Origin of the sequence: Shivajiella indica, assembly GCF_042683085.1 — a bacterium.
Classification (GTDB): Bacteria; Bacteroidota; Bacteroidia; order Cytophagales; family Cyclobacteriaceae; genus Shivajiella; species Shivajiella indica.
On sequence record NZ_JBHUIV010000010.1, the window covers coordinates 992,082 to 1,010,719 of the forward strand.

Annotated in this window: 15 protein-coding genes; 10 read left to right on the plus strand and 5 right to left on the minus strand. The window is 37.5% G+C overall.

The window, feature by feature from the left end; translation table 11 throughout:
• Positions 1 to 2 precede the first annotated feature (2 nt).
• The 5 genes from ACFSKV_RS07615 to ACFSKV_RS07635 all read left to right on the plus strand — a co-directional run bounded on the left by ACFSKV_RS07615 (position 3) and on the right by ACFSKV_RS07635 (position 4,506).
• The gene (locus ACFSKV_RS07615) at positions 3 to 1,481 is read left to right on the plus strand and encodes a lipopolysaccharide biosynthesis protein (protein ID WP_380801347.1); all 1,479 of its coding nucleotides are present in this window, start codon (positions 3 to 5) and stop codon (positions 1,479 to 1,481) included.
• A 583-nt stretch (positions 1,482 to 2,064) separates the two neighbouring features.
• Entirely contained in the window at positions 2,065 to 2,988 is a 924-nt protein-coding gene (locus ACFSKV_RS07620) for a universal stress protein (protein ID WP_380801348.1), read from the plus strand.
• Positions 2,989 to 3,086: 98 nt separating this feature from the next.
• Positions 3,087 to 3,635, plus strand: coding sequence for an RNA polymerase sigma factor (locus ACFSKV_RS07625; RefSeq protein ID WP_380801349.1), 549 nt, complete (start codon positions 3,087 to 3,089; stop codon positions 3,633 to 3,635).
• A gap of 35 nt (positions 3,636 to 3,670) precedes the next feature.
• Positions 3,671 to 4,045, plus strand: coding sequence for a hypothetical protein (locus ACFSKV_RS07630; protein WP_380801350.1), 375 nt, complete (start codon positions 3,671 to 3,673; stop codon positions 4,043 to 4,045).
• A gap of 11 nt (positions 4,046 to 4,056) precedes the next feature.
• Positions 4,057 to 4,506, plus strand: a complete 450-nt coding sequence (locus ACFSKV_RS07635) for a Spy/CpxP family protein refolding chaperone (RefSeq protein WP_380801351.1) — start codon at positions 4,057 to 4,059, stop codon at positions 4,504 to 4,506.
• A 25-nt stretch (positions 4,507 to 4,531) separates the two neighbouring features.
• Here the strand turns inward: ACFSKV_RS07635 and mscL are convergent, their stop codons facing one another.
• Complete coding sequence (gene mscL, locus ACFSKV_RS07640) at positions 4,532 to 4,948, minus strand: large-conductance mechanosensitive channel protein MscL (RefSeq protein ID WP_380801352.1); 417 nt, start codon at positions 4,946 to 4,948, stop codon at positions 4,532 to 4,534.
• Positions 4,949 to 5,174: 226 nt separating this feature from the next.
• On the opposite strand from mscL, the gene ACFSKV_RS07645 reads away from it, so the two are divergent.
• The gene (locus ACFSKV_RS07645; RefSeq protein ID WP_380801353.1) at positions 5,175 to 5,549 is read left to right on the plus strand and encodes a methylglyoxal synthase; all 375 of its coding nucleotides are present in this window, start codon (positions 5,175 to 5,177) and stop codon (positions 5,547 to 5,549) included.
• The gene (pfkA, locus tag ACFSKV_RS07650) at positions 5,549 to 6,535 is read left to right on the plus strand and encodes a 6-phosphofructokinase (RefSeq protein WP_380801354.1); all 987 of its coding nucleotides are present in this window, start codon (positions 5,549 to 5,551) and stop codon (positions 6,533 to 6,535) included. The genes ACFSKV_RS07645 and pfkA overlap by 1 nt, the downstream gene beginning before the upstream one ends.
• Before the next feature lie 26 nt (positions 6,536 to 6,561).
• Here pfkA and ACFSKV_RS07655 read toward each other — a convergent pair whose 3' ends face one another.
• From ACFSKV_RS07655 to ACFSKV_RS07670, 4 genes are all read right to left on the minus strand, one after another.
• Entirely contained in the window at positions 6,562 to 8,115 is a 1,554-nt protein-coding gene (locus tag ACFSKV_RS07655) for an alpha-amylase family glycosyl hydrolase (RefSeq protein WP_380801355.1), read from the minus strand.
• Positions 8,116 to 8,184: 69 nt separating this feature from the next.
• Positions 8,185 to 9,246 carry a class II fructose-bisphosphate aldolase gene (fbaA, locus tag ACFSKV_RS07660; RefSeq protein ID WP_380801356.1) on the minus strand — a complete coding sequence of 354 codons (1,062 nt, stop codon included), beginning with the start codon at positions 9,244 to 9,246 and terminating at the stop codon, positions 8,185 to 8,187.
• A 17-nt stretch (positions 9,247 to 9,263) separates the two neighbouring features.
• Entirely contained in the window at positions 9,264 to 12,053 is a 2,790-nt protein-coding gene (locus tag ACFSKV_RS07665) for a DUF4961 domain-containing protein (protein WP_380801357.1), read from the minus strand.
• Between the two features lie 77 nt (positions 12,054 to 12,130).
• Positions 12,131 to 13,198, minus strand: coding sequence for a SusE domain-containing protein (locus ACFSKV_RS07670; RefSeq protein ID WP_380801358.1), 1,068 nt, complete (start codon positions 13,196 to 13,198; stop codon positions 12,131 to 12,133).
• 352 nt (positions 13,199 to 13,550) lie between these two features.
• Here ACFSKV_RS07670 and ACFSKV_RS07675 point away from each other — a divergent pair, with 352 nt between their 5' ends.
• From ACFSKV_RS07675 to ACFSKV_RS07685, 3 genes are all read left to right on the plus strand, one after another.
• Positions 13,551 to 14,588 (plus strand): LacI family DNA-binding transcriptional regulator, encoded by a 1,038-nt coding sequence (locus ACFSKV_RS07675; protein ID WP_380801359.1) that lies wholly within the window; start codon positions 13,551 to 13,553, stop codon positions 14,586 to 14,588.
• A 205-nt stretch (positions 14,589 to 14,793) separates the two neighbouring features.
• A complete protein-coding gene (locus tag ACFSKV_RS07680; protein ID WP_380801360.1) occupies positions 14,794 to 17,220 on the plus strand; it encodes a glycoside hydrolase family 31 protein in 2,427 nt (808 codons plus the stop codon).
• Between the two features lie 26 nt (positions 17,221 to 17,246).
• Positions 17,247 to 18,581, plus strand: coding sequence for an MFS transporter (locus ACFSKV_RS07685; RefSeq protein WP_380801361.1), 1,335 nt, complete (start codon positions 17,247 to 17,249; stop codon positions 18,579 to 18,581).
• The last annotated feature ends 57 nt before the right edge of the window (positions 18,582 to 18,638 follow it).

Below are 18,638 nucleotides of genomic sequence, written 5' to 3' on the forward strand. Positions count from 1 at the left end.
ACATGAAACCAATTGCCCGTCAAAGTGTCCTCACCACCATTTCATCCTATCTGGGAGTTTTGATCGGGTATTTCAATGTTCTATGGCTTCTCCCCTATGCCTTGGATCCTGAGCAAATCGGCCTTTTCAGAACCATTCAGGACCTGGCACTTCTTTTGGTTCCCTTCGCCCAATTGGGTCTTGGAAACGGAATTACAAGATTTTATCCTCAGGTAAAAGAAAAGCAGTTTTCTTTTTTCAGTTTAAGTTTGTTGCTGAGTCTTCTGGGCTTTTTATTGGTTTCTATTTTGTTTTTTGTTTTCAGGGAATATCTTGTTTCAGCATTTGCACAAAATTCTCCTGAAGTAATTGACTTTTTTGGGGTGGTGTTGTTAATCACATTGTTTTCAGTCATAAACACCATTTTGGATTCCTTTTGCCGCTCTTTTTTAAAAGTGGCAATTCCAACTTTTTTTAGGGAAGTTCTACTACGCTTATTGGTCTCCATTTTAGTGCTGCTTTATTTTCTCAAATGGATTGTGTTTATACAGCTTATGTGGGGCCTGTCCCTTGTTTACCTTTTGGCCCTTCTGGGCATGATAATTTATATGAAGAAAATTGGGATTTTTAAAATTGAGCTAAATTTCAAATCTTTTCCTGAATTCTTTCTAAGGGATTTTATCAAATACAGTCTGATCACATTATTGGGAACTACGGGTTCCCTTTTAATTATGAAGATCGACAGTTTAATGGTCTCTTCCATGGTGGGACTGGATGCCAATGCCATCTATTCCATTGCCTTTGCCATAGCCATTGTAATAGAAATGCCTCGAAGGGCAGTTTCCCAAGTGGTGATGCCGGTGATAGCGGAACATTTTGCCCGGAACCAGCCTGAAAAAATCAATGTATTGTACAAACAGGTCGCTGTACACCAATTGTTGATTTGCCTCTTACTTTTTTTGGGTATTTGGTCCAATGTCGACAACCTCTACCATTTTGTCCCTAACAATGCAGTATATGAAGCGGGAAAATGGGTTGTTTTATGGATTGGATTGGGAAAAGTGATTGATATTCTATTTTCGGTAAATGGAGAAATCATTGTCTATTCCAAATATTATATATTTAACATAACGGCTACCTTAATTATGAGCATCACTGTCATTCTGCTAAACCTGTTGCTTATTCCGCTTTATGGTATCGAGGGTGCTGCCATCGCATCCCTATTGGCTATGGGGCTCTATAATATTATAAAATATATTTATGTAAAATTAAGGTTGGATTTGGATCCATTTTCATGGGATGTGGCAAAAATAATTCTTTTAGGTATCGCGGTGTATGTCATTCAATATGTAGTTCTGCTAAAAATGGAATCAGGCTTAACGGACTTAATCATCCGTTCAATTTTAATTTCTGCTATCTATTTAGCCGGAATATATTTTCTTAAAATTGCAGAAAAAAGCCAGAAGGAATTAATCCAAAAAGTAAAAGGACTCAGGCCTTAGAGTGTTACCAAACCTCTTTATTGACAAGATTTGAGCTGCCTGGATTCCGCAAACTTCCACTGTTATCCTGAATCCGAAGAGACGAGGTCTCTCCCAATTGGTTTCGGGAGGGATGAGGCCTGTTTTTGGAAAGGGCTTCACTCGGGATTGTTTTTAAATTGTGAAGTCGGAACATGTCAGCGACCTGAGCCTTTTGACAAATATACGGATAATGAAATGAATGGTTGGTTAAATTTTCGGATCATTTTTAAGGTTTGAAAATTTTAAGATGCCGGAATTTGAATTTTATCCCAAATTTGAATCTCAGGAAAAACGAGTCTTTCCCGATAAAAGAATAATTCTAATCAGAAATTATTTTGTAAAGGTTAAGATTTCGCTATTTTTAGTAAGTAAACTGTAGGGGTATAAGATGGAAAATCTCCCTTCCTTACATTAGGGGAAACTTGAAAAAATAAGGGGTTTTCAAAATAAAAAATTGGTTTTTAGAAAATAAAACGCAACCTTACAAAATAATATTCTAAGTTTATCAACTTTTCAATCCCATAATCGTTAATTTTGCATTACGAAAAAGCGCTATAGAAAAATGTATCAAATTAAAAAGCTTATCGTTTGTCTGGACCAAAGTTCTCTTGATGAAACTCTTGTAAAATTTGCTTCATTTATTGCCAAAGCGAATCAAACCAAGAAAATTTATTTTACCAATATCATAAGGAATCTCAATATTCCAAAAGAAGTTTTGGCTGAATTTCCAAACCTGATTGAAAATATGGTGGAAGAAAGAAAAGCACAAATGAAAGAGGTGGTGGAAAATAACTTCACAAAACATGACGATGTTGAGTTTTCCTATGTGGTAAAAGAGGGGCAGTTATCCAAGAAAGTCCTCAAGCTTGCCCATGAAAAATCTGCCGATATGATTCTCGTAGGTAGAAAGGTTTCCTTACCTGGCACGGGAGTAATTTCCCAAAGATTGGCAAGAAGGGCAAGTTGTTCGCTATTGATCATCCCTGAAAATTCCAATCCTAAAATCAATAGGTTATTGGTTCCTTCAGATTTTTCCGACTATTCAAAAGATGCAATGGAAGAGGCTATCCTTATCGCTGAAAAATATGGGAAAAAAACCGAAATAGTCTGTCAAAACGTATTTACTGTACCTTCAGGATACCACTTTACAGGTAAAAGTTACGAGGAATTCACTTCCATCATGCAAATGCATGCTGAAATTAATTTTAAGAAATTTATAAGGAAAATAGATACCAAAAACATCCAGATCACTCCCGTATACACCCAGGATGAGGATGATGATCCAGTGGAGGATATCCTGGCCAAGGCAAAAGAAATAAACGCTGATGCTATCATCATAGGTGCAAAAGGAAGGACTGCCGCAACTGCTTTATTTATAGGGAGTATGGCAGAACGTCTTATCCAGTTAAATGATGAATTTCCCCTACTGGTTACCAGGCCAAAAGGTAAAAATGCAGGTATTCTGGATTATATTCTTGAAATTTAAATTTCATGAGTAAAAGGGCTTAAGGCCCTTTTTTTCTTTGGTAAAAAGTTTCAGGAAAGAATTTAAACCTCTTATGGACTAAACTGTCTAAGGTCTGAATGATGTCATTAAGTGATTTAGAACTTTTAGGTTTAATCCGGGATCCTAACTCTAAAGAGAAAGGATTTCGTTTTTTGGTTGAAATGTATCAGAAAAGAGTTTACGGCTTGATCAGAAAAATGGTCATTATTCATGAAGATGCAGATGACCTTACCCAAATGACCTTCATCAAGGCTTTCAAAAACATCCATAAATTTCAGGGGAATTCCTCCATATTTACCTGGCTATACCGGATTGCCACGAATGAAAGCTTGAATTTTTTGGAAAAAAAGAAGAAAAGGTTCTTTTTTAACATCCAAGATCATGAAGAGGTATTGGTCAATTACCTGAATTCATCTTCACTCATCAGTGGAGATGAAATTGAAAAAAAGCTTCAAAAAGCCCTGATTGGTCTTCCTGATAAACAAAGGTTGGTCTTTAACCTTAAATATTTCGAAGACATGGGATATGAAGATATCAGTAATATCACAGGCACATCAATAGGGGCACTTAAGGCTTCCTATCATCATGCGGTAAAAAAAATTGAAATCGAATTAAAAGATGAATAAACCATTGGTAATGAATCTTGTCTAACCATTGAATCATGAAAAATTTATCAAATAAAGAAATTTTCAAAACCCCAACAGGATATTTTGAGGAATTGCCCCAAAAAACCCTCTTGAGGTATGAAAATGAAAAATCAAGATCCTTATCCCTTATCCGAAAAATTGCAGCAGCTGCTGTAATTGTAATCGGCTTAGGCATTTATTCCTTTTATAAAAACAACCAGGAGGAACTGCAACTTGAGGCTAATCTAAACAATGAAATAGATTTATACATCAATTCCGATCATTGGCAGGCAGAAGATATTTTGATTCTATCTGAGAACCCCAATTCAATTCTTGATGAGATCTTACTGGCAGAATGGGAAACGTTGGATATGGATGAAAATGATGATGAAGTAGATCAATGGTTCTAATCAAAAGAAAAATGAAACAATTTATATTGATATTATTTTATTTCACCTTCACTCTTGCTACTTATGCCCAGGATAGGGAACAGCAATATGATAAGGAAAAACTTGACGCTGCAAGGATAGCATTTATTACAAATCGTTTGGACCTTAAACCTCCACAGGCTGAAAAATTCTGGCCTATTTTTAATCAATATCAGGAAGACAGAAAAGCTTTAATGGAGGAAATGTCTACTTTGAACAAATCATTTATGCAAGAGACTGATAATGATCGGGCTCTAGAGAAAATTGGTAAGCGATTTGAAATACAACAAAAATTATTGGACAGAGAAAAAGTCTTCATGAATGAGATCATATCAGCAATTACACCTGTTCAGGCTTTAAAATTAAATGGGGTAAACAGGGAATTTACCAGGCAGGTTTACCGAATGCAACAGGGCAGGGAAAGAGGAAACCGAAATAATTAAAAAAGCAGCCTTCTGGCTGCTTTTTTTAACTCTTTTTCAGAAGATCCCTGATTTCTTCCAATAAAACCTCTGATTTTGGAGGAGCTGGTGGAGGGGCCGGGGCTTCTGCTTCTTTCTTTTTAAACTGGTTCATTCCTTTAATTGCCATAAATATTACAAAGGCGATGATCAAAAAGTCAACCACATTCTGAATGAAATTACCATAACTCAAAACAACAGCAGCCATTTCAACACCTTCATCTGTAGTAAAAGGTTCCCGAAGGGTGACAGCAAGATCTTTAAAATCAACTCCTCCAAGTAATACTCCTAGAGGAGGCATGACAATGTCATTTACAAATGAGGAAACGATTTTTCCGAATGCTCCTCCAATGATAACTGCAACAGCCAGATCGACAACATTGCCTTTGACCGCAAATTCTTTGAATTCCTTTAATAAGCCCATATGGTATGATTTAAAATGAAGTATTAAACATTTTACTAAAATAGGTAAGTATTTAAAAAATCATAATATAATTCCATAATTTATGTTTAAATGTAAACATTATTTCCTTTTTGAGTTATTTAAACTTTATATGTTTTTTGAGGCCAGAAAAATATTATAAGAGATATTTTCAATGGAAATCTATAAAAATTCCTAACTTTCGACTGCAAACCTATTGAACAATACCATGAAAATAGCCTTAATAGCCCATGATGGAAAAAAGGCCGATATGGTCCACTTTTTGAGTGGATTTAAGGACGAACTGAAACATGTGAATATCGATTTGGTCGCTACAGGGACTACTGGTCTTCATATTGAAAGAGCGGGTTTTAAAGTTCAAAGATTGTTATCTGGACCGCTGGGAGGTGATGCCCAAATTGCGGCCATGGCTGCTGAAAAACAGTTGGAAATGGTGATTTTTTTTAGGGACCCTCTTGACAAGCACCCTCATGAACCGGATGTACAGATGCTTATGAGAATTTGTGATGTGCACAATATCCCTCTTGCAACAAATCCAGCCGCTGCCAGTTTGATGTTTCAACAATTAACCTCAAGATTTTAATGGAAGTAAAAACTATAAAGAAAATTGCTGTATTGACTTCCGGTGGTGACGCGCCAGGGATGAATGCAGCTATTCGTGCAACCGTAAGAACCGGATTTTATTATAACCTGGAAATGTATGGAGTTTACAGGGGATATGAGGGGATGATACAAAATGATATCAAAAAACTCGAATCCAAACACATAAGCCATATTCTGGAAAGAGGGGGTACGTTCCTTAAATCTGCCAGAAGTCAGGATTTCCGTACAACTGAGGGAAGAAAAAAGGCGTATGAAAACCTAGTCCAGCATGGAATAGATGCTTTGGTGGTAATTGGGGGTGATGGCTCCCTTACAGGTGCCCACCTTTTTTACAAAGAATTCGGAATCCCGGCAATCGGGATTCCAGGAACAATTGATAATGACTTGGCCGGAACCGATCTAACAGTTGGCTTCGATACTGCCTGCAACACAGCCATAGAAGCTATTGACAAAATAAGGGATACCGCTACTTCACATGACAGGCTTTTCTTTGTGGAAGTAATGGGAAGGGATGCAGGTTTTATCGCTATCAATGCCGGCATTGGTAGTGCAGCAGCTGCTACATTGATCCCAGAAAAGAAAATGCCCATTGAAAGATTGGTTGAGCGCTTAAAAGCCCGAACAAAAGCAAAGAAACAATCCAATATAGTGATTGTAGCGGAGGGCGGAAAAAGTGGCGGTGCTGCAGAAATTGCTGATAAAATCAAGAAGCAACTTCCTTACTATGACATTAAGGTGACAATTTTAGGCCATCTTCAACGTGGAGGAGCTCCTTCTTCTCTTGATAGGGTTTTGGCAAGTAAATTGGGAGTTGCAGCCGTGGAAGGACTTCTTCAAGGAAAATATGATGTAATGGCAGGAATAATCAATAATAAAGTGGTTTATACCCCCATTGCTAAGGCCATTGTTGGCGACAAAGAAGTGGATGAAGATGATTTCAGGGTAGTGAAAATCCTTTCAACATAAAAAAGGAGGTTTAAAAACCTCCTTTTTTAATTTGTACCGATCACTATGCTGGAATACGCCGGCAATCTTACTTTTTCCATTTCAAAATCTGCCATTCCATAAGTGTAAATTACCTTGTTGTATTCATCAGGTATTTCAATACTATGCTCAATATCGCTGAGGTTATGGACAACGATAACATTCTGGTCTTTGTGCAATCTGAAATAGGCCATAACGGGATTTGGCAATTCTCCTTCATAAAGCTCTAAACTACCTAAAGCTAAGGCTCTATTGGTATTCCGCAACTTAATGATGTCTTTATAATGATTGAAGTAACTTGTACTCATTGATTTCTGGATAGCCAAAGGGGTAACCGTTTCATCAATGGAATAAATCGGATCTATCCAAGTGGCCCTTCCTTTATCATTTGCTTTGATATCCCAAAGGAAAGGCTCTCTGATCTGTTCATCCGGTTTTTTGCCCAACATCCCGATCTCTTCACCATAATATAGATAGGGTGCTCCGGGCATTGTCATCAAAATAATAATTGCCTGTTTTAATTTCCGTGGATTTTCATCCAATGAATTCAATAACCTAGGTTGGTCATGGTTTGATGAAAAAGTAGCATCTGTGAAGTCCTTTGTAATACCTTGGTAGAAATCAATTACCTCTTTTTGTTTTTTTGCAAGTAACATCCCATCCTCTTTTTGAAAGGCTTCAATCAGGGTATAATGGAAATCAAAATTGAATAAGGTAGGTAAGCCTGGAAGGTAAGGGGCTACTATTTCCTTTTTATCATAAACTTCTCCAACCAGATAAACATCTGATTTTATTTCTTTCATTTTACTCCTGAATTCCTTCCAGAATTCATGGTTATCCTCTGGTCTATCATCAGGGTAAATATGTTTGGCCGCATCCAATCTAAATCCATCCACTCCTACTTCTTCCAGCCAAAATCTACCTATTTCATAAATCTCTTCTCTTACTTTGGGATTGTCATAATTCAGGTCGGGCATACCTCCGATAAAAAAACCATAATAGAAATCCTCACCGGATCCAGGGTCATGCCACTGTCTGATATTATCAGAGTCCAAAGTAATGGTCTTCTTGTTAATGTAATCTGCAATGGTATCTTTTTGTGCCCACACATAATAATCCCTGTATGGATTGTCTCTGCCCTTCTTAGCTTCAATAAACCAGGGATGTTCGCTACTGGTATGATTGATAATCAAATCGATTACAATTTTGATGTCTTTTTTGTGAGCTTCCTCTATCAGTAACTTAAAATCATCCATGGTTCCGTAATCAGGATGGATGTTTTTATAATCTGTTACATCATATTTATGATAACTGGGTGAAGGCATTATGGGCATAAACCAAATGGCATTTGCTCCCAACTCTTTCACATGCTCCAGCTTTTTTGTCACACCATTGATATCACCTATACCATCCCCATTGGAGTCATAGAAAGATTGAATGAAAATTTCATAGGTAATTCCTGCATGTGGCCAGTGATTTTCTATGGTACCACTTTTTTGACCAGTACAGGCAAATGTTAAAGTCAAAACCAATAAAATAAATTGAGATAAATATTGTTTCATTCGTATTCGTTTAATTAAATGGAAAAAGTCACTAAAAAGTGACTTTTTATTCAATTCAATAAGTCTGTATTAATTTCTGCCCACAGCGTTGAGCATCTCAAATGCAAGTTCCAATCTTTTAATAAAAGACTCCTCTCCTTTCCTCAACCATACCCTTGGGTCATAGTACTTTTTGTTCGGGCTATCCGGTCCTTCAGGATTTCCCAATTGACTTTGGAGATAAGCTTCATTGGATTTATAATAATTTTTCACTCCTTCCCAAAATGCCCATTGCTGATCAGTATCAATATTCATTTTTATAGAACCATAGCTGTTGGCCTCCCGAATTTCGGCCTCAGATGAGCCAGATCCTCCATGGAAAACGAAATAAACCGGTTTTGACCCTGTATTGAATTTCTTGGCTATATAATCCTGGGAGTTTTTCAGGATTTTAGGTTTTAGACTCACATTTCCAGGCTTATACACCCCGTGAACATTCCCAAATGAGGCGGCAACAGTAAACAAATCACCTACTTGTTTTAGGTGTTCATAAGCATATGCTACTTCTTCAGGCTGGGTATATAATTTGGAACTGTCCACATCAGAATTGTCCACTCCGTCCTCTTCCCCACCTGTTATACCCAATTCAATTTCAATTGCCATTTCAAGCGCTTTGAATTTTTTGAAGTATTCTACTGATATCTCAATATTTTCATGAACCGGTTCTTCTGAAAGATCAAGCATATGAGAACTGAACAATGGTTTTTTATAAGCCGCATAAAAGGCTTTTCCTTCTTCAAGCACACCATCTATCCACGGCAGTAATTTCTTGGCACAGTGGTCAGTATGCAAAATAACCGGAACACCATAAGCCTCTGCCATTCTGTGAACATGCAGTGCTCCTGAAATGGAACCTAATATGGCACCTTTTTGATTTTCATTTCCTGCACCCTTTCCAGCATAGAATTGCGCTCCTCCATTAGAAAACTGAATAATTACCGGTGAGTTAACCTTTTTGGCTGTCTCCAATACCGCATTTACCGTGCTGGTGTTGATCACGTTTACTGCCGGCATGGCAAATTCACTCTCTTTAGCATAGTCCAATAGGTCTTTGAGCTCTTCACCGTACTTTACTCCTGGTTTGAATTTCATGATATTTTAATAGGTTGTTATTGCTTTATAAATTTTTTTCTAAGTACCTGACGGTTATCAAAGATTTCAAAGATATAAAGACCTGCTTTAAATTCCGCTATATCCAATTGCAAAATATTATTTACTGTTATCGAATTCCCCTCTTTCATGATTTTCCCGGAGACATCTGTAATTCTAAAATTAGAGCTTAAGAGTGCTTCAGGAACAACTATATTTAACCTCGATTGGGATGGAACTGGGTATATAGCAAATTCTGAAATATCAATTTTCTCTTTATCAATAGAGGTAATCAAGTCTTCCATCAGAATATCTCCTTCAGGTGTTGGCAATTTTCTGTTTATAAATAACATAAACTCATTGGCACGCAATCTAAAAGCCATGGAATTTCCGGTTACATTGATTTCCTCTCCGGTAAAGTAATTGTACCAGGTACCAGGATTGGGAAATGAAAGCGACGCATTGTTCAGATCGGTCAATCCAAAATTCCCATGCAGTACAACCTGAAAATCCCCATCGATCAATCTGATCGTTTTTAAAGTCTGAGTAAGATTTAAAATAGCATTTTGTGGTCTATTGAAAGCATTATGCTCATTTTTAAGTTCAATCATCGCCTTATACAACCTCCAAAGTCTCTGTCTTTCAGGGTCATCCAAATATTCCCAACGTGTGGGTTTAATCCCCAAACGGTCATTGTTCAATTCAAGATCATAACCGAATTCTTCAAATTGCCAAAGCATTTTGGGACCTGGAATGGCAAAAAAGAAAGCAGCAAGCAATTGATTTCTATTGACTGCGTTTTTCAGTTGTCGGATATTCAAAGGAGAGGTTTGGCCCCAGGTCAAAGATTCCCACATGGTCCTTTCTTCATCATGACTTTCCATGTAGCTTACGAGGTTGTTTTTGGACCAGCCTCTTGTCTCATAATATCCCCAATCAAAATTTCTGGAACCTCCCTTGGCCATTTCCCTGAAATCAAAATTCATATTTCCCCAGAACATCAAGCCATAATCAGCCAATTCCCTTTCTTCTGAATTATCGGCAAAATGTTCTAATATCACATATGCATCAGGATGGTTCTTTTTGATCTGATCATGGATATTTTTCCAGATGGCAATTCTGGTTTCATCTCTCTGACTCCATAAACCAACATTATCGCCCGAATTTACCTGAGTAAACCCTTTGCTTAAATCAAACCTGTAACCATCCACTTTATATTCTGTCAACCAATAATTATTCACAGAGTCTACAAATGCTTGGGTGTAAATGCTTTCATGATTAAAATCATAACCCACATTGAAAGGATGTTTTGCCTGTCGGTTCAACCATGGATTATCCAATGTAGGTGCTCCATAATCTCCATCATTATATAATCGGACAAATGGATTTTGGCCAAAGGCATGGTTCAATACCATATCCAGGATGACTACAATATTCCGCTTATGGGCTTCATCAATCAATTCTTTCAGATGGTTTTTTGGACCATAAAACTTATCTACCGCAAAAAAGAAAGAGGGATTATAGCCCCATGAAAGGTTACCCTCAAATTCTTTTATCGGCATCAATTCAATGGCATTAATCCCCATATCTTTTAAATAATCCAACCTCTCTATCACCGCTTTAAAAGTCCTTCTTTCGTCAAAATCTCTTACCAAAAGTTCATAAACTACCAACTCTTCAATTGCCGGTTTTTCATAGTCAAGGTATTTCCATTGGTATGCTTCCTGGGCAGTCTGAAGAAAGGTTGCCTGAAACTCAGTTTTCCCATGGGGATAAGGTTTCAAACCTGGGTAACGGTTTTGCTGTATGATTTCTTCATCATGAAAGGGATCTGAAACTTTGTCTGCATAGGGATCCCCTATTCTCAGACTACCATCAATCAAATATTGAAAAATATATTCTTCTCCGGGTGTTAATCCCGAGAGACGATACCAAAACATTTCTCCATCATAGGTTTGGTTCATCTGGTACTCAGGTAAAACATTCCAGTCATTGAAATCCCCGATAACAAATGCATTCTTTTTGTTGGGTGCTTCCAAAACCAATACCACTTCAGTATTGGAAATATAATTGATCCCTTTTCTCACCCCTTGTGGTAAATCGGCTTTTGGACTCGGTCCTACCACATTAATATTGATTTCATTTTTTGATTCCTCTTCCCCTCTTTTTGCCAGCGCTGTGATTTTAAAATTCCCTTCGGTTAGGGCCTGAAAAGTATAACTCAGGTCTTCTGTATTGGAAGCAGCAGCAACTTCTAAATCATTCACTAAAATAGATAGATCTGCTTGTTCTGAAGCTACTATTATGATTTCCTGAGATTCACCAATCTCCAATAAGGTTGAGTTGGTACTTGGATTTTGAAAAACTACCTGAAAACCCTGACTGATTTCAATGAAAAAATCCTGATTGGTATCTGTTTTTCCCTCCTTGCTTCCATCAACATTTCTAAATACCACTCCTAACCTGTAGATAGTCTGGTTAGGCTGTGGATTAAAAAAATCATTTGGGGTCAATTCCCATTCCCAAATATCAGTTTCTCCTTCAACTTTGGTCATTTTAGCCTTCGGGTCATCTACTCCCCAGTTTGTTGGAACTATTGCCCAAGCGGTTGAGGTAGGTCCGGCTACCACAGCGCCAATGTGGATATAAACCTGGTCTACACCCTGAAGCCCTGAAGTTCCTTTTGTGGCATCATATATGATTTTAATATTCTGATCTGCCCTTGGAAATCCTGGAACAGTAGTAATTTGGGAAAATGAATAAGTCCAGAAAGCAAAAAAGCAAAACAGGAAATTAAGTAATTTTTTCATGGAGTTTACTGAAAATGAAAGTATCAATGAAAAGGGCTACTTTTTCAAGCAGCCCTTTTCATCTTATGGCAATTTCTTTAATTTTCGATGAGAATATACCTTCCATCCAAGGAATTGAACCAGATATTGTAAGTTCCTGCTGAAACAGGAATATTTGGCCCATCCTGCGTTCCAATACCACTTATTTCTGTATTGGAACCCCAGTTTACATCCCATGCATCATTTGCTCTGAATTTCATTTCTCCATCACTTAAGGTGGCGGTAATGTTCCATATATGTCCATCAAATTGTAGGGCAGTCATTGCTGTACTGGCATCCCAACCTTCTGCTGTTCCACTTCCAATAATTCCTACCGTAGTGAAAGTGATTGTTTCTGCTTCCAAAGGTTCAAGGTTGAAAGTATTAGTAGATAGGTCAAAAGTAAAAGTATAGTATCCATTGCTTGGAACGTTGAACACATCCGGATCGCTACCTCCACCTGGATTTACAGCAATTGTTGATCCGTCATTGGTCCCGTATTGGGGTTGCCATTGTCCCAATACTTCCAAAACCTTAAATCCACCTGCATTAAAAAAGCCGGTATACACATACAGGTCCTCGTTTTCAGGATCCCTAAACAGTGGTGGATTGTTATTATTGTTATCCCATCCTCTGGCAGTTGCCTCTCCTACTAAAAACAAATTCCTCAAAACTTCTGCATCAGCAAAAGTAGCAACTGTGATTGAAACGGGTTCTCCAACCAAAGCGGATAAAGTTCTGCCTGGAACAGATCTAACCCTAAACTCCATAGGACCACTCTCCCCTCCAATAATTCCTTTAGAAATTGCCCGACCGTTCAACTCTACGGCATCAACTTCAATGGTGGTATTCGTGGAAGAACCTAAATCAACAGGATTTGCAAAATTATTTCCAGGTCTATCCATTTGAAGTATGTAAGTGACATCCATCTCTGTTCCAAAGTCCGCAGGAGATACAGAGAAAACAATTACTTCTTCCGGATCTTCTCCAGTTAGGGTAATAGTAGATGGAGGTGAAACTAAAGATGCCGGTGTTTGGCTGATAATCGGTGGTTGTTCCATTTCACCACAAGCTATAACTAATGGCAGCAAAAAAGCCAGCCAGGTTATTTTAGAAAGTAATCTCATAATTGATTGATTTGGTATTTATTGTACTGGTTAATTATTGTTTGTTTTTTAATATTTTATATTTATAAAATCATAACTATAGCCAATCATTCAATAAAGATATTGGGCGAGTTTTATTGATCGATTATTTAATTTAATTAAGGCATATTAATAAATCAAAGGCTTTTTCACTCAAAACTAAATAAATCTTTATGCAAACGTCACCGCAAACGTTTTCCATAGCGTAAAAATTTCCTGTTTTTATTAAATAAATTCAGGAAAAATTTGAGCAATTCATCAAATATTTCGTTTTAACTATGAATTATTGTATCAAAATCAGTTAATTTTAAAATCTTAGAAAAATATAATTTTTATGAAGCTAGGACAAGCAACAATAAAGGATATTGCCAGAGACCTTAATGTGTCTTCTTCCACAGTTTCCAGAGCCTTGAAGGATTATCCAGGAATTAGTGATGAAACTAAAAAAAGGGTAAAAGAACTTGCTGAAAAATTAAATTACCGGCCCAATGCTGTTGCCTTGAGTTTAAGGAAAAGTAAGTCATTCACGATTGGGGTCATCATTCCGGAGGTTGTTCATTTTTTCTTTTCCACAGTAATCAGTGGTGTGGAAGAGGTAGCTTCTGCAAATGGGTATAATGTGATACTTTGCCAGACGAATGAAAATTTGAACAGAGAAAAAAGCAGTATTGAAACCTTGGTTTCCAATCAAATAGACGGTCTTTTGGTAAGCTATTCTAAAGAGACCAAGGATTTTGGGCATTTTACCAAATTAATGGAATTGGAATTTCCTATCGTTTTTTTTGATAGGTTACCAGAAATTGAAAACACGGTAAATGTCACCGTGGATGATTTCAATGGGGCTTATCAGGCAGTTAAGCATTTGGTTCAACAAGGTTATACAAAAATTGCCCATCTGGCGGGTCCGAACAACCTGGCAATCAGCAAAAAAAGGAAGGCCGGATATATGGCAGCTTTAGAAGATTCGGGGATTCAGGTAGATGAAAATTTGATTATTGAATGCCCCAGCGGCACCGAAAAAGAAAGCTATGAAGTTGCTTTAAAATTATTTAAAGATGAGAAAAATAGACCGGACGCCCTATTTGCCCATCATGATATCGTAGCCGCAGGGGCGATGATGGCCATAAAATCCCTGGACCTGAGAATTCCGGAAGACGTTGGGGTTGTGGGTTATTCCAATTGGCAATTTTCTTCCATGATAGACCCACCCTTATCAACCGTTTCCCAACCAGGTTCCAAAATAGGAAAAAAGGCAACTGAATTATTATTGGAAATGATCAATGGCAAAAAAAGAAACAGTAATTCTTCCGATTTAGAAAATGTGATTTTAAAGACAGAACTACTTATTAGAAAATCATCCGTAAGGATTTAATTTTTTTGGAAATATTTTAAAAAATTTGTGCAAACGTTTGAATTTGGTCAAATTTTTAGCATTTGGGCCAAAAAAGACATAGGTAATAGGTGTAGGCTTTGGATAACAGAATCTGAATCATTTTTTCCTTTCATTTTACTTTTTAAATTAGCTTGCGAACAACATATCAATTCGAAAAAATTTTATTTTATTCAAACCTATTCCGATGACCCTTACTTCAAAAAAGACAAAAGAAAACCAAAATGTTAACATAGGCAAAGTAGTATTTTGGGAGAAAAGTCTTTACGGTATCAGTGGAAAAACTGAAACTGCTTCATTTTCAATTAAAGTTTATGACCATTCTGTAATCAGAATTCAGGTCAGCAGGGATGAAAGCTTTTCACCTAACCCTTATTCGGTAATTGCAATACCCAAAAGAGTTGAATTAGAGATAATTGAGAATAATAAGGAAATTATAATTGAAACTTCAAAAATTCATCTTAAGATAAGATTAAACCCTTTTTGTCTTACTTTTTTAACGGTTGATGGTCAAGTAATTAATCAGGACGATCCGTCTTTCTCAGTATCATGGCTGGGTACTGAAGTGAGTAATTATAAAAAAATTCAGGAGGATGAAAAGTTTATTGGCCTTGGTGAAAAAACCGGAAACCTAAACAGGGCAGGTCGGGCTTACACCAATTGGAATACGGATTATTTTGCATATGGGGTAAATGATGATCCCCTTTATATGTCCATCCCATTTTTTATTGGACTTCATAACCAGTTGAGCTATGGGATTTTCTTTGACAATACCCACAAAACTGTTTTTAATTTTGGGGCATCAAACAATAGATTTATCTATTATTCTGCTGATGATGGGGATTTGGATTATTATTTTTTCCATGATGAAAATGTGGGACAGATTATCACTGCCTATACCGAATTAACAGGAAAAATGGACATGCCTCCTCTTTGGTCTTTAGGATTTCAACAATGTAGATATTCATATTATCCTGATTCAGAGGTAATTACATTAGCGAGTACTTTTAGGGACAAAAAAATACCTGCGGATGTCATTTATCTGGACATTCATCATATGGAAAAATACAAGGTGTTTACTTTTGATGAAGAAAAATTCCCTGATCCAAAAGCCATGATTGAAAGATTAAGAGAGAAAGGTTTTAAGGTGGTCGTTATTATGGATCCAGGAATTAAAACAGATAAAGGTTATCTCCCCTATGATGAGGGGAAAGAAAAAGAGCTTTTTGTAACCTATCCGGATGGTGAAATTTATGAGGGGCAGGTTTGGCCCGGATGGTGCGCATTTCCTGATTTTACCAAAGCTGAGGTCAGAAATTGGTGGGGAGAGAAAATGTCATTTTACAAGGATGCCGGGGTTCATGGTTATTGGACAGATATGAATGAACCTGCTTCCTGGGGGCAGTTCACCCCAAATTTGATTAATTTTCATTATGAAGGAGAAGAAGTAAGTCATCGAAAAGCCAGAAATGTATATGGTTTTCAAATGGCAAGGAGTGCCATGGAGGGTAGTCTTATGCAGAATCCTGAAGAAAGGCCCTTTGTCTTGACAAGATCTGGTTATTCTGGCATCCAAAGGTACGCAGCTGCTTGGACAGGAGATAATGTATCCAGCGAAGAACATATGCTTGCCGGAATCAGACTGATCAACAGCCTAGGCCTGAGTGGCATTTCTTTCGCAGGATATGATGTGGGAGGTTTCGCGGGAGAAGCAAGCAAAAGCCTGTTTGCAAGATGGATGAGCATTGCGGTTTTTGCACCCCTGTTGAGGGCACACTCCATGATCAACAGTAACGATGCAGAACCATGGGCTTTCGGAGAAGAGGTTGAGGAGATTTCAAGAAATTATATAAAACTGAGATACAGGTTATTGCCTACTATTTATGCAAGTTTTTATAAAAGCACTGAAACAGGTTTGCCTTTAGCAAGAAGCCTTGCCGTGGACTACTCCCATGACAATAAAATTTTTGAAACATTGTTCCAAAACCAATATATTTTCTGCGATTCTTTTCTGATAGCACCTGTGGAAAGTTCAAAAGAGATCATGAAAGTATATCTTCCGGAAGGAGACTGGTATTATCTTTTCGACAGTAAGCTGCACCATGGCAATCAGGTTATTTATCAGGATTGCCCTATCAATTATCTTCCGGTATTTATCAAAGCAAGCTCCCTTATTGCCATGCAATCTGATGTATCCCACACTGGAGAGCAACATGATGGGGTGTTAAGGCTCCATCTCTATGTCGGAAAAAACAAGACTTCTTACCTTCATTATGAAGATGACGGACATAGTATGAATTATAAAAATGGACAGTTGTTAAAAAGGGAAATTTTATGGGATGGAGAAAACAACCGACTTGAATTCTTACCGATTGAAGGAAGCTTTAAAAGTAAGTTTTCAAGCATTAAACTTTATGTTCATGGAAAGAAGATTAAAAGTATAAAGGTTGATGGAAAAGAAAGGTCCATTCATAAAGAAAACATCGCCTTTTTAGAGAAACTTACTGATTTTGATCCTTTACCGGACAACACCCTACCCTATCTGGAGTCAAAAGATGTTCCCTATACGGTATTTGATCACTTCAGAAACCATTTCATCATAGAAATGGATTAAACCCATCATTCCCACAACCCAAAATAATGCAAAAGGAAAAAAATAAACCAAGACTCAGTTTTTGGCAAATCTGGAACATGAGTTTCGGATTCTTAGGTATACAGTTTGGATTTGCCTTACAGGGTGGATTTATGTCAAGAATTTTCCAAACATTAGGGGCAGATAAAGATGCCATACCCTTGCTATGGATTGCCGCACCCTTAACGGGGTTGATTATCCAGCCTATTGTAGGGTACCTAAGCGATAGAACCTGGCATCCCAGATTTGGAAGAAGAAGGCCCTTCTTTTTAGTAGGCGCCATTTTAAGTACCATTGCCCTGTTTTTTGCCCCCTACTCCAGTGCCCTCTGGATGGCCGCCGGATCTCTTTGGATTTTGGATGCATCCATCAATATCAGCATGGAACCATTCAGAGCTTTGGTGGCAGATAAACTTCCTGATAGCCAGCGTTCCTATGGTTTTGTAGTCCAAACCTTAATAATAGGAATTGGAACTTGGATTGCCAGTAATCTGCCCTGGTTCATGACCCAGATTGGAATTCCTAATACAGCAGCACCGGGAGTTGTACCGGATTCTGTTAAATTTGCATTTGCTGTTGGAGCAGTGGTTCTTTTTTGTTCAATATTGTTTACAATACTCACTACAGATGAATACCCTCCGGAAGATCTGGAATCATTCAACAAGGAAAAAGAAGAAAATAGAGGTATTTTCAATGGTGTGAAGGAAATATTCAAGAATATTGCAGGAATGCCTGAGGTGATGAAAAAACTTGGGCTAGTCCAGTTTTTTTCGTGGTTTGCTTTTTTTACAATGTGGAGTTTTGCCACTCCGGCTATTACTGAACATGTTTTTAAAGCTACTGATACGAGTTCCTTGGCATACAACAATGCTGCGGACAGTGTGGGAAACTATCTGGGAACCTACGGTTTGGTTTCCATGTTTTTTGCTTTGATTTTGGCCTTTGTAACCAGCAAAGTCAGGATAAACAGAAAAATGGTCCATATGCTGAGTTTGATAGTAGGAGGATTAGGTTTCATTTTGATTTATTATATATCTGAACCATGGATGCTTCATATTTGCTTTGCTCTGGTCGGAATTGCCTGGGCCAGTATTTTATCAATGCCATATGCAATGCTCTCGAGTACTGTGAACCCCAAACAAATGGGCGTATACATGGGTATTTTCAATATGTTTATAGTCATTCCCCAAATCGTTGCTGCTGTGGGAGGGATCAACTTCATGTATAAACTACTTTTTGGGGAAGAAGTGATATTTACTATGGTGTTGGCAGGTAGCTCTTTAATCATTGCCGGTTTGGCAAATCTTATGATAACCGATAGAAGTGCAACGCATGACGGTTAATTTTTGGCAGATTTAAGAAATAACCAAAAATCAGTCTGCATTTAATCTAATGAAACT

Bases quoted from the DNA above. Each gene is read 5' to 3' on its own strand.
- ACFSKV_RS07615 (WP_380801347.1), top strand. From the start codon at position 3: ATGAAACCAATTGCCCGTCAAAGTGTCCTCACCACCATTTCATCCTAT.
- ACFSKV_RS07620 (WP_380801348.1), top strand. From the start codon at position 2,065: ATGTATCAAATTAAAAAGCTTATCGTTTGTCTGGACCAAAGTTCTCTT.
- ACFSKV_RS07625 (WP_380801349.1), top strand. From the start codon at position 3,087: ATGATGTCATTAAGTGATTTAGAACTTTTAGGTTTAATCCGGGATCCT.
- ACFSKV_RS07630 (WP_380801350.1), top strand. From the start codon at position 3,671: ATGAAAAATTTATCAAATAAAGAAATTTTCAAAACCCCAACAGGATAT.
- ACFSKV_RS07635 (WP_380801351.1), top strand. From the start codon at position 4,057: ATGAAACAATTTATATTGATATTATTTTATTTCACCTTCACTCTTGCT.
- mscL (WP_380801352.1), bottom strand. From the start codon at position 4,948: ATGGGCTTATTAAAGGAATTCAAAGAATTTGCGGTCAAAGGCAATGTT.
- ACFSKV_RS07645 (WP_380801353.1), top strand. From the start codon at position 5,175: ATGAAAATAGCCTTAATAGCCCATGATGGAAAAAAGGCCGATATGGTC.
- pfkA (WP_380801354.1), top strand. From the start codon at position 5,549: ATGGAAGTAAAAACTATAAAGAAAATTGCTGTATTGACTTCCGGTGGT.
- ACFSKV_RS07655 (WP_380801355.1), bottom strand. From the start codon at position 8,115: ATGAAACAATATTTATCTCAATTTATTTTATTGGTTTTGACTTTAACA.
- fbaA (WP_380801356.1), bottom strand. From the start codon at position 9,246: ATGAAATTCAAACCAGGAGTAAAGTACGGTGAAGAGCTCAAAGACCTA.
- ACFSKV_RS07665 (WP_380801357.1), bottom strand. From the start codon at position 12,053: ATGAAAAAATTACTTAATTTCCTGTTTTGCTTTTTTGCTTTCTGGACT.
- ACFSKV_RS07670 (WP_380801358.1), bottom strand. From the start codon at position 13,198: ATGAGATTACTTTCTAAAATAACCTGGCTGGCTTTTTTGCTGCCATTA.
- ACFSKV_RS07675 (WP_380801359.1), top strand. From the start codon at position 13,551: ATGAAGCTAGGACAAGCAACAATAAAGGATATTGCCAGAGACCTTAAT.
- ACFSKV_RS07680 (WP_380801360.1), top strand. From the start codon at position 14,794: ATGACCCTTACTTCAAAAAAGACAAAAGAAAACCAAAATGTTAACATA.
- ACFSKV_RS07685 (WP_380801361.1), top strand. From the start codon at position 17,247: ATGCAAAAGGAAAAAAATAAACCAAGACTCAGTTTTTGGCAAATCTGG.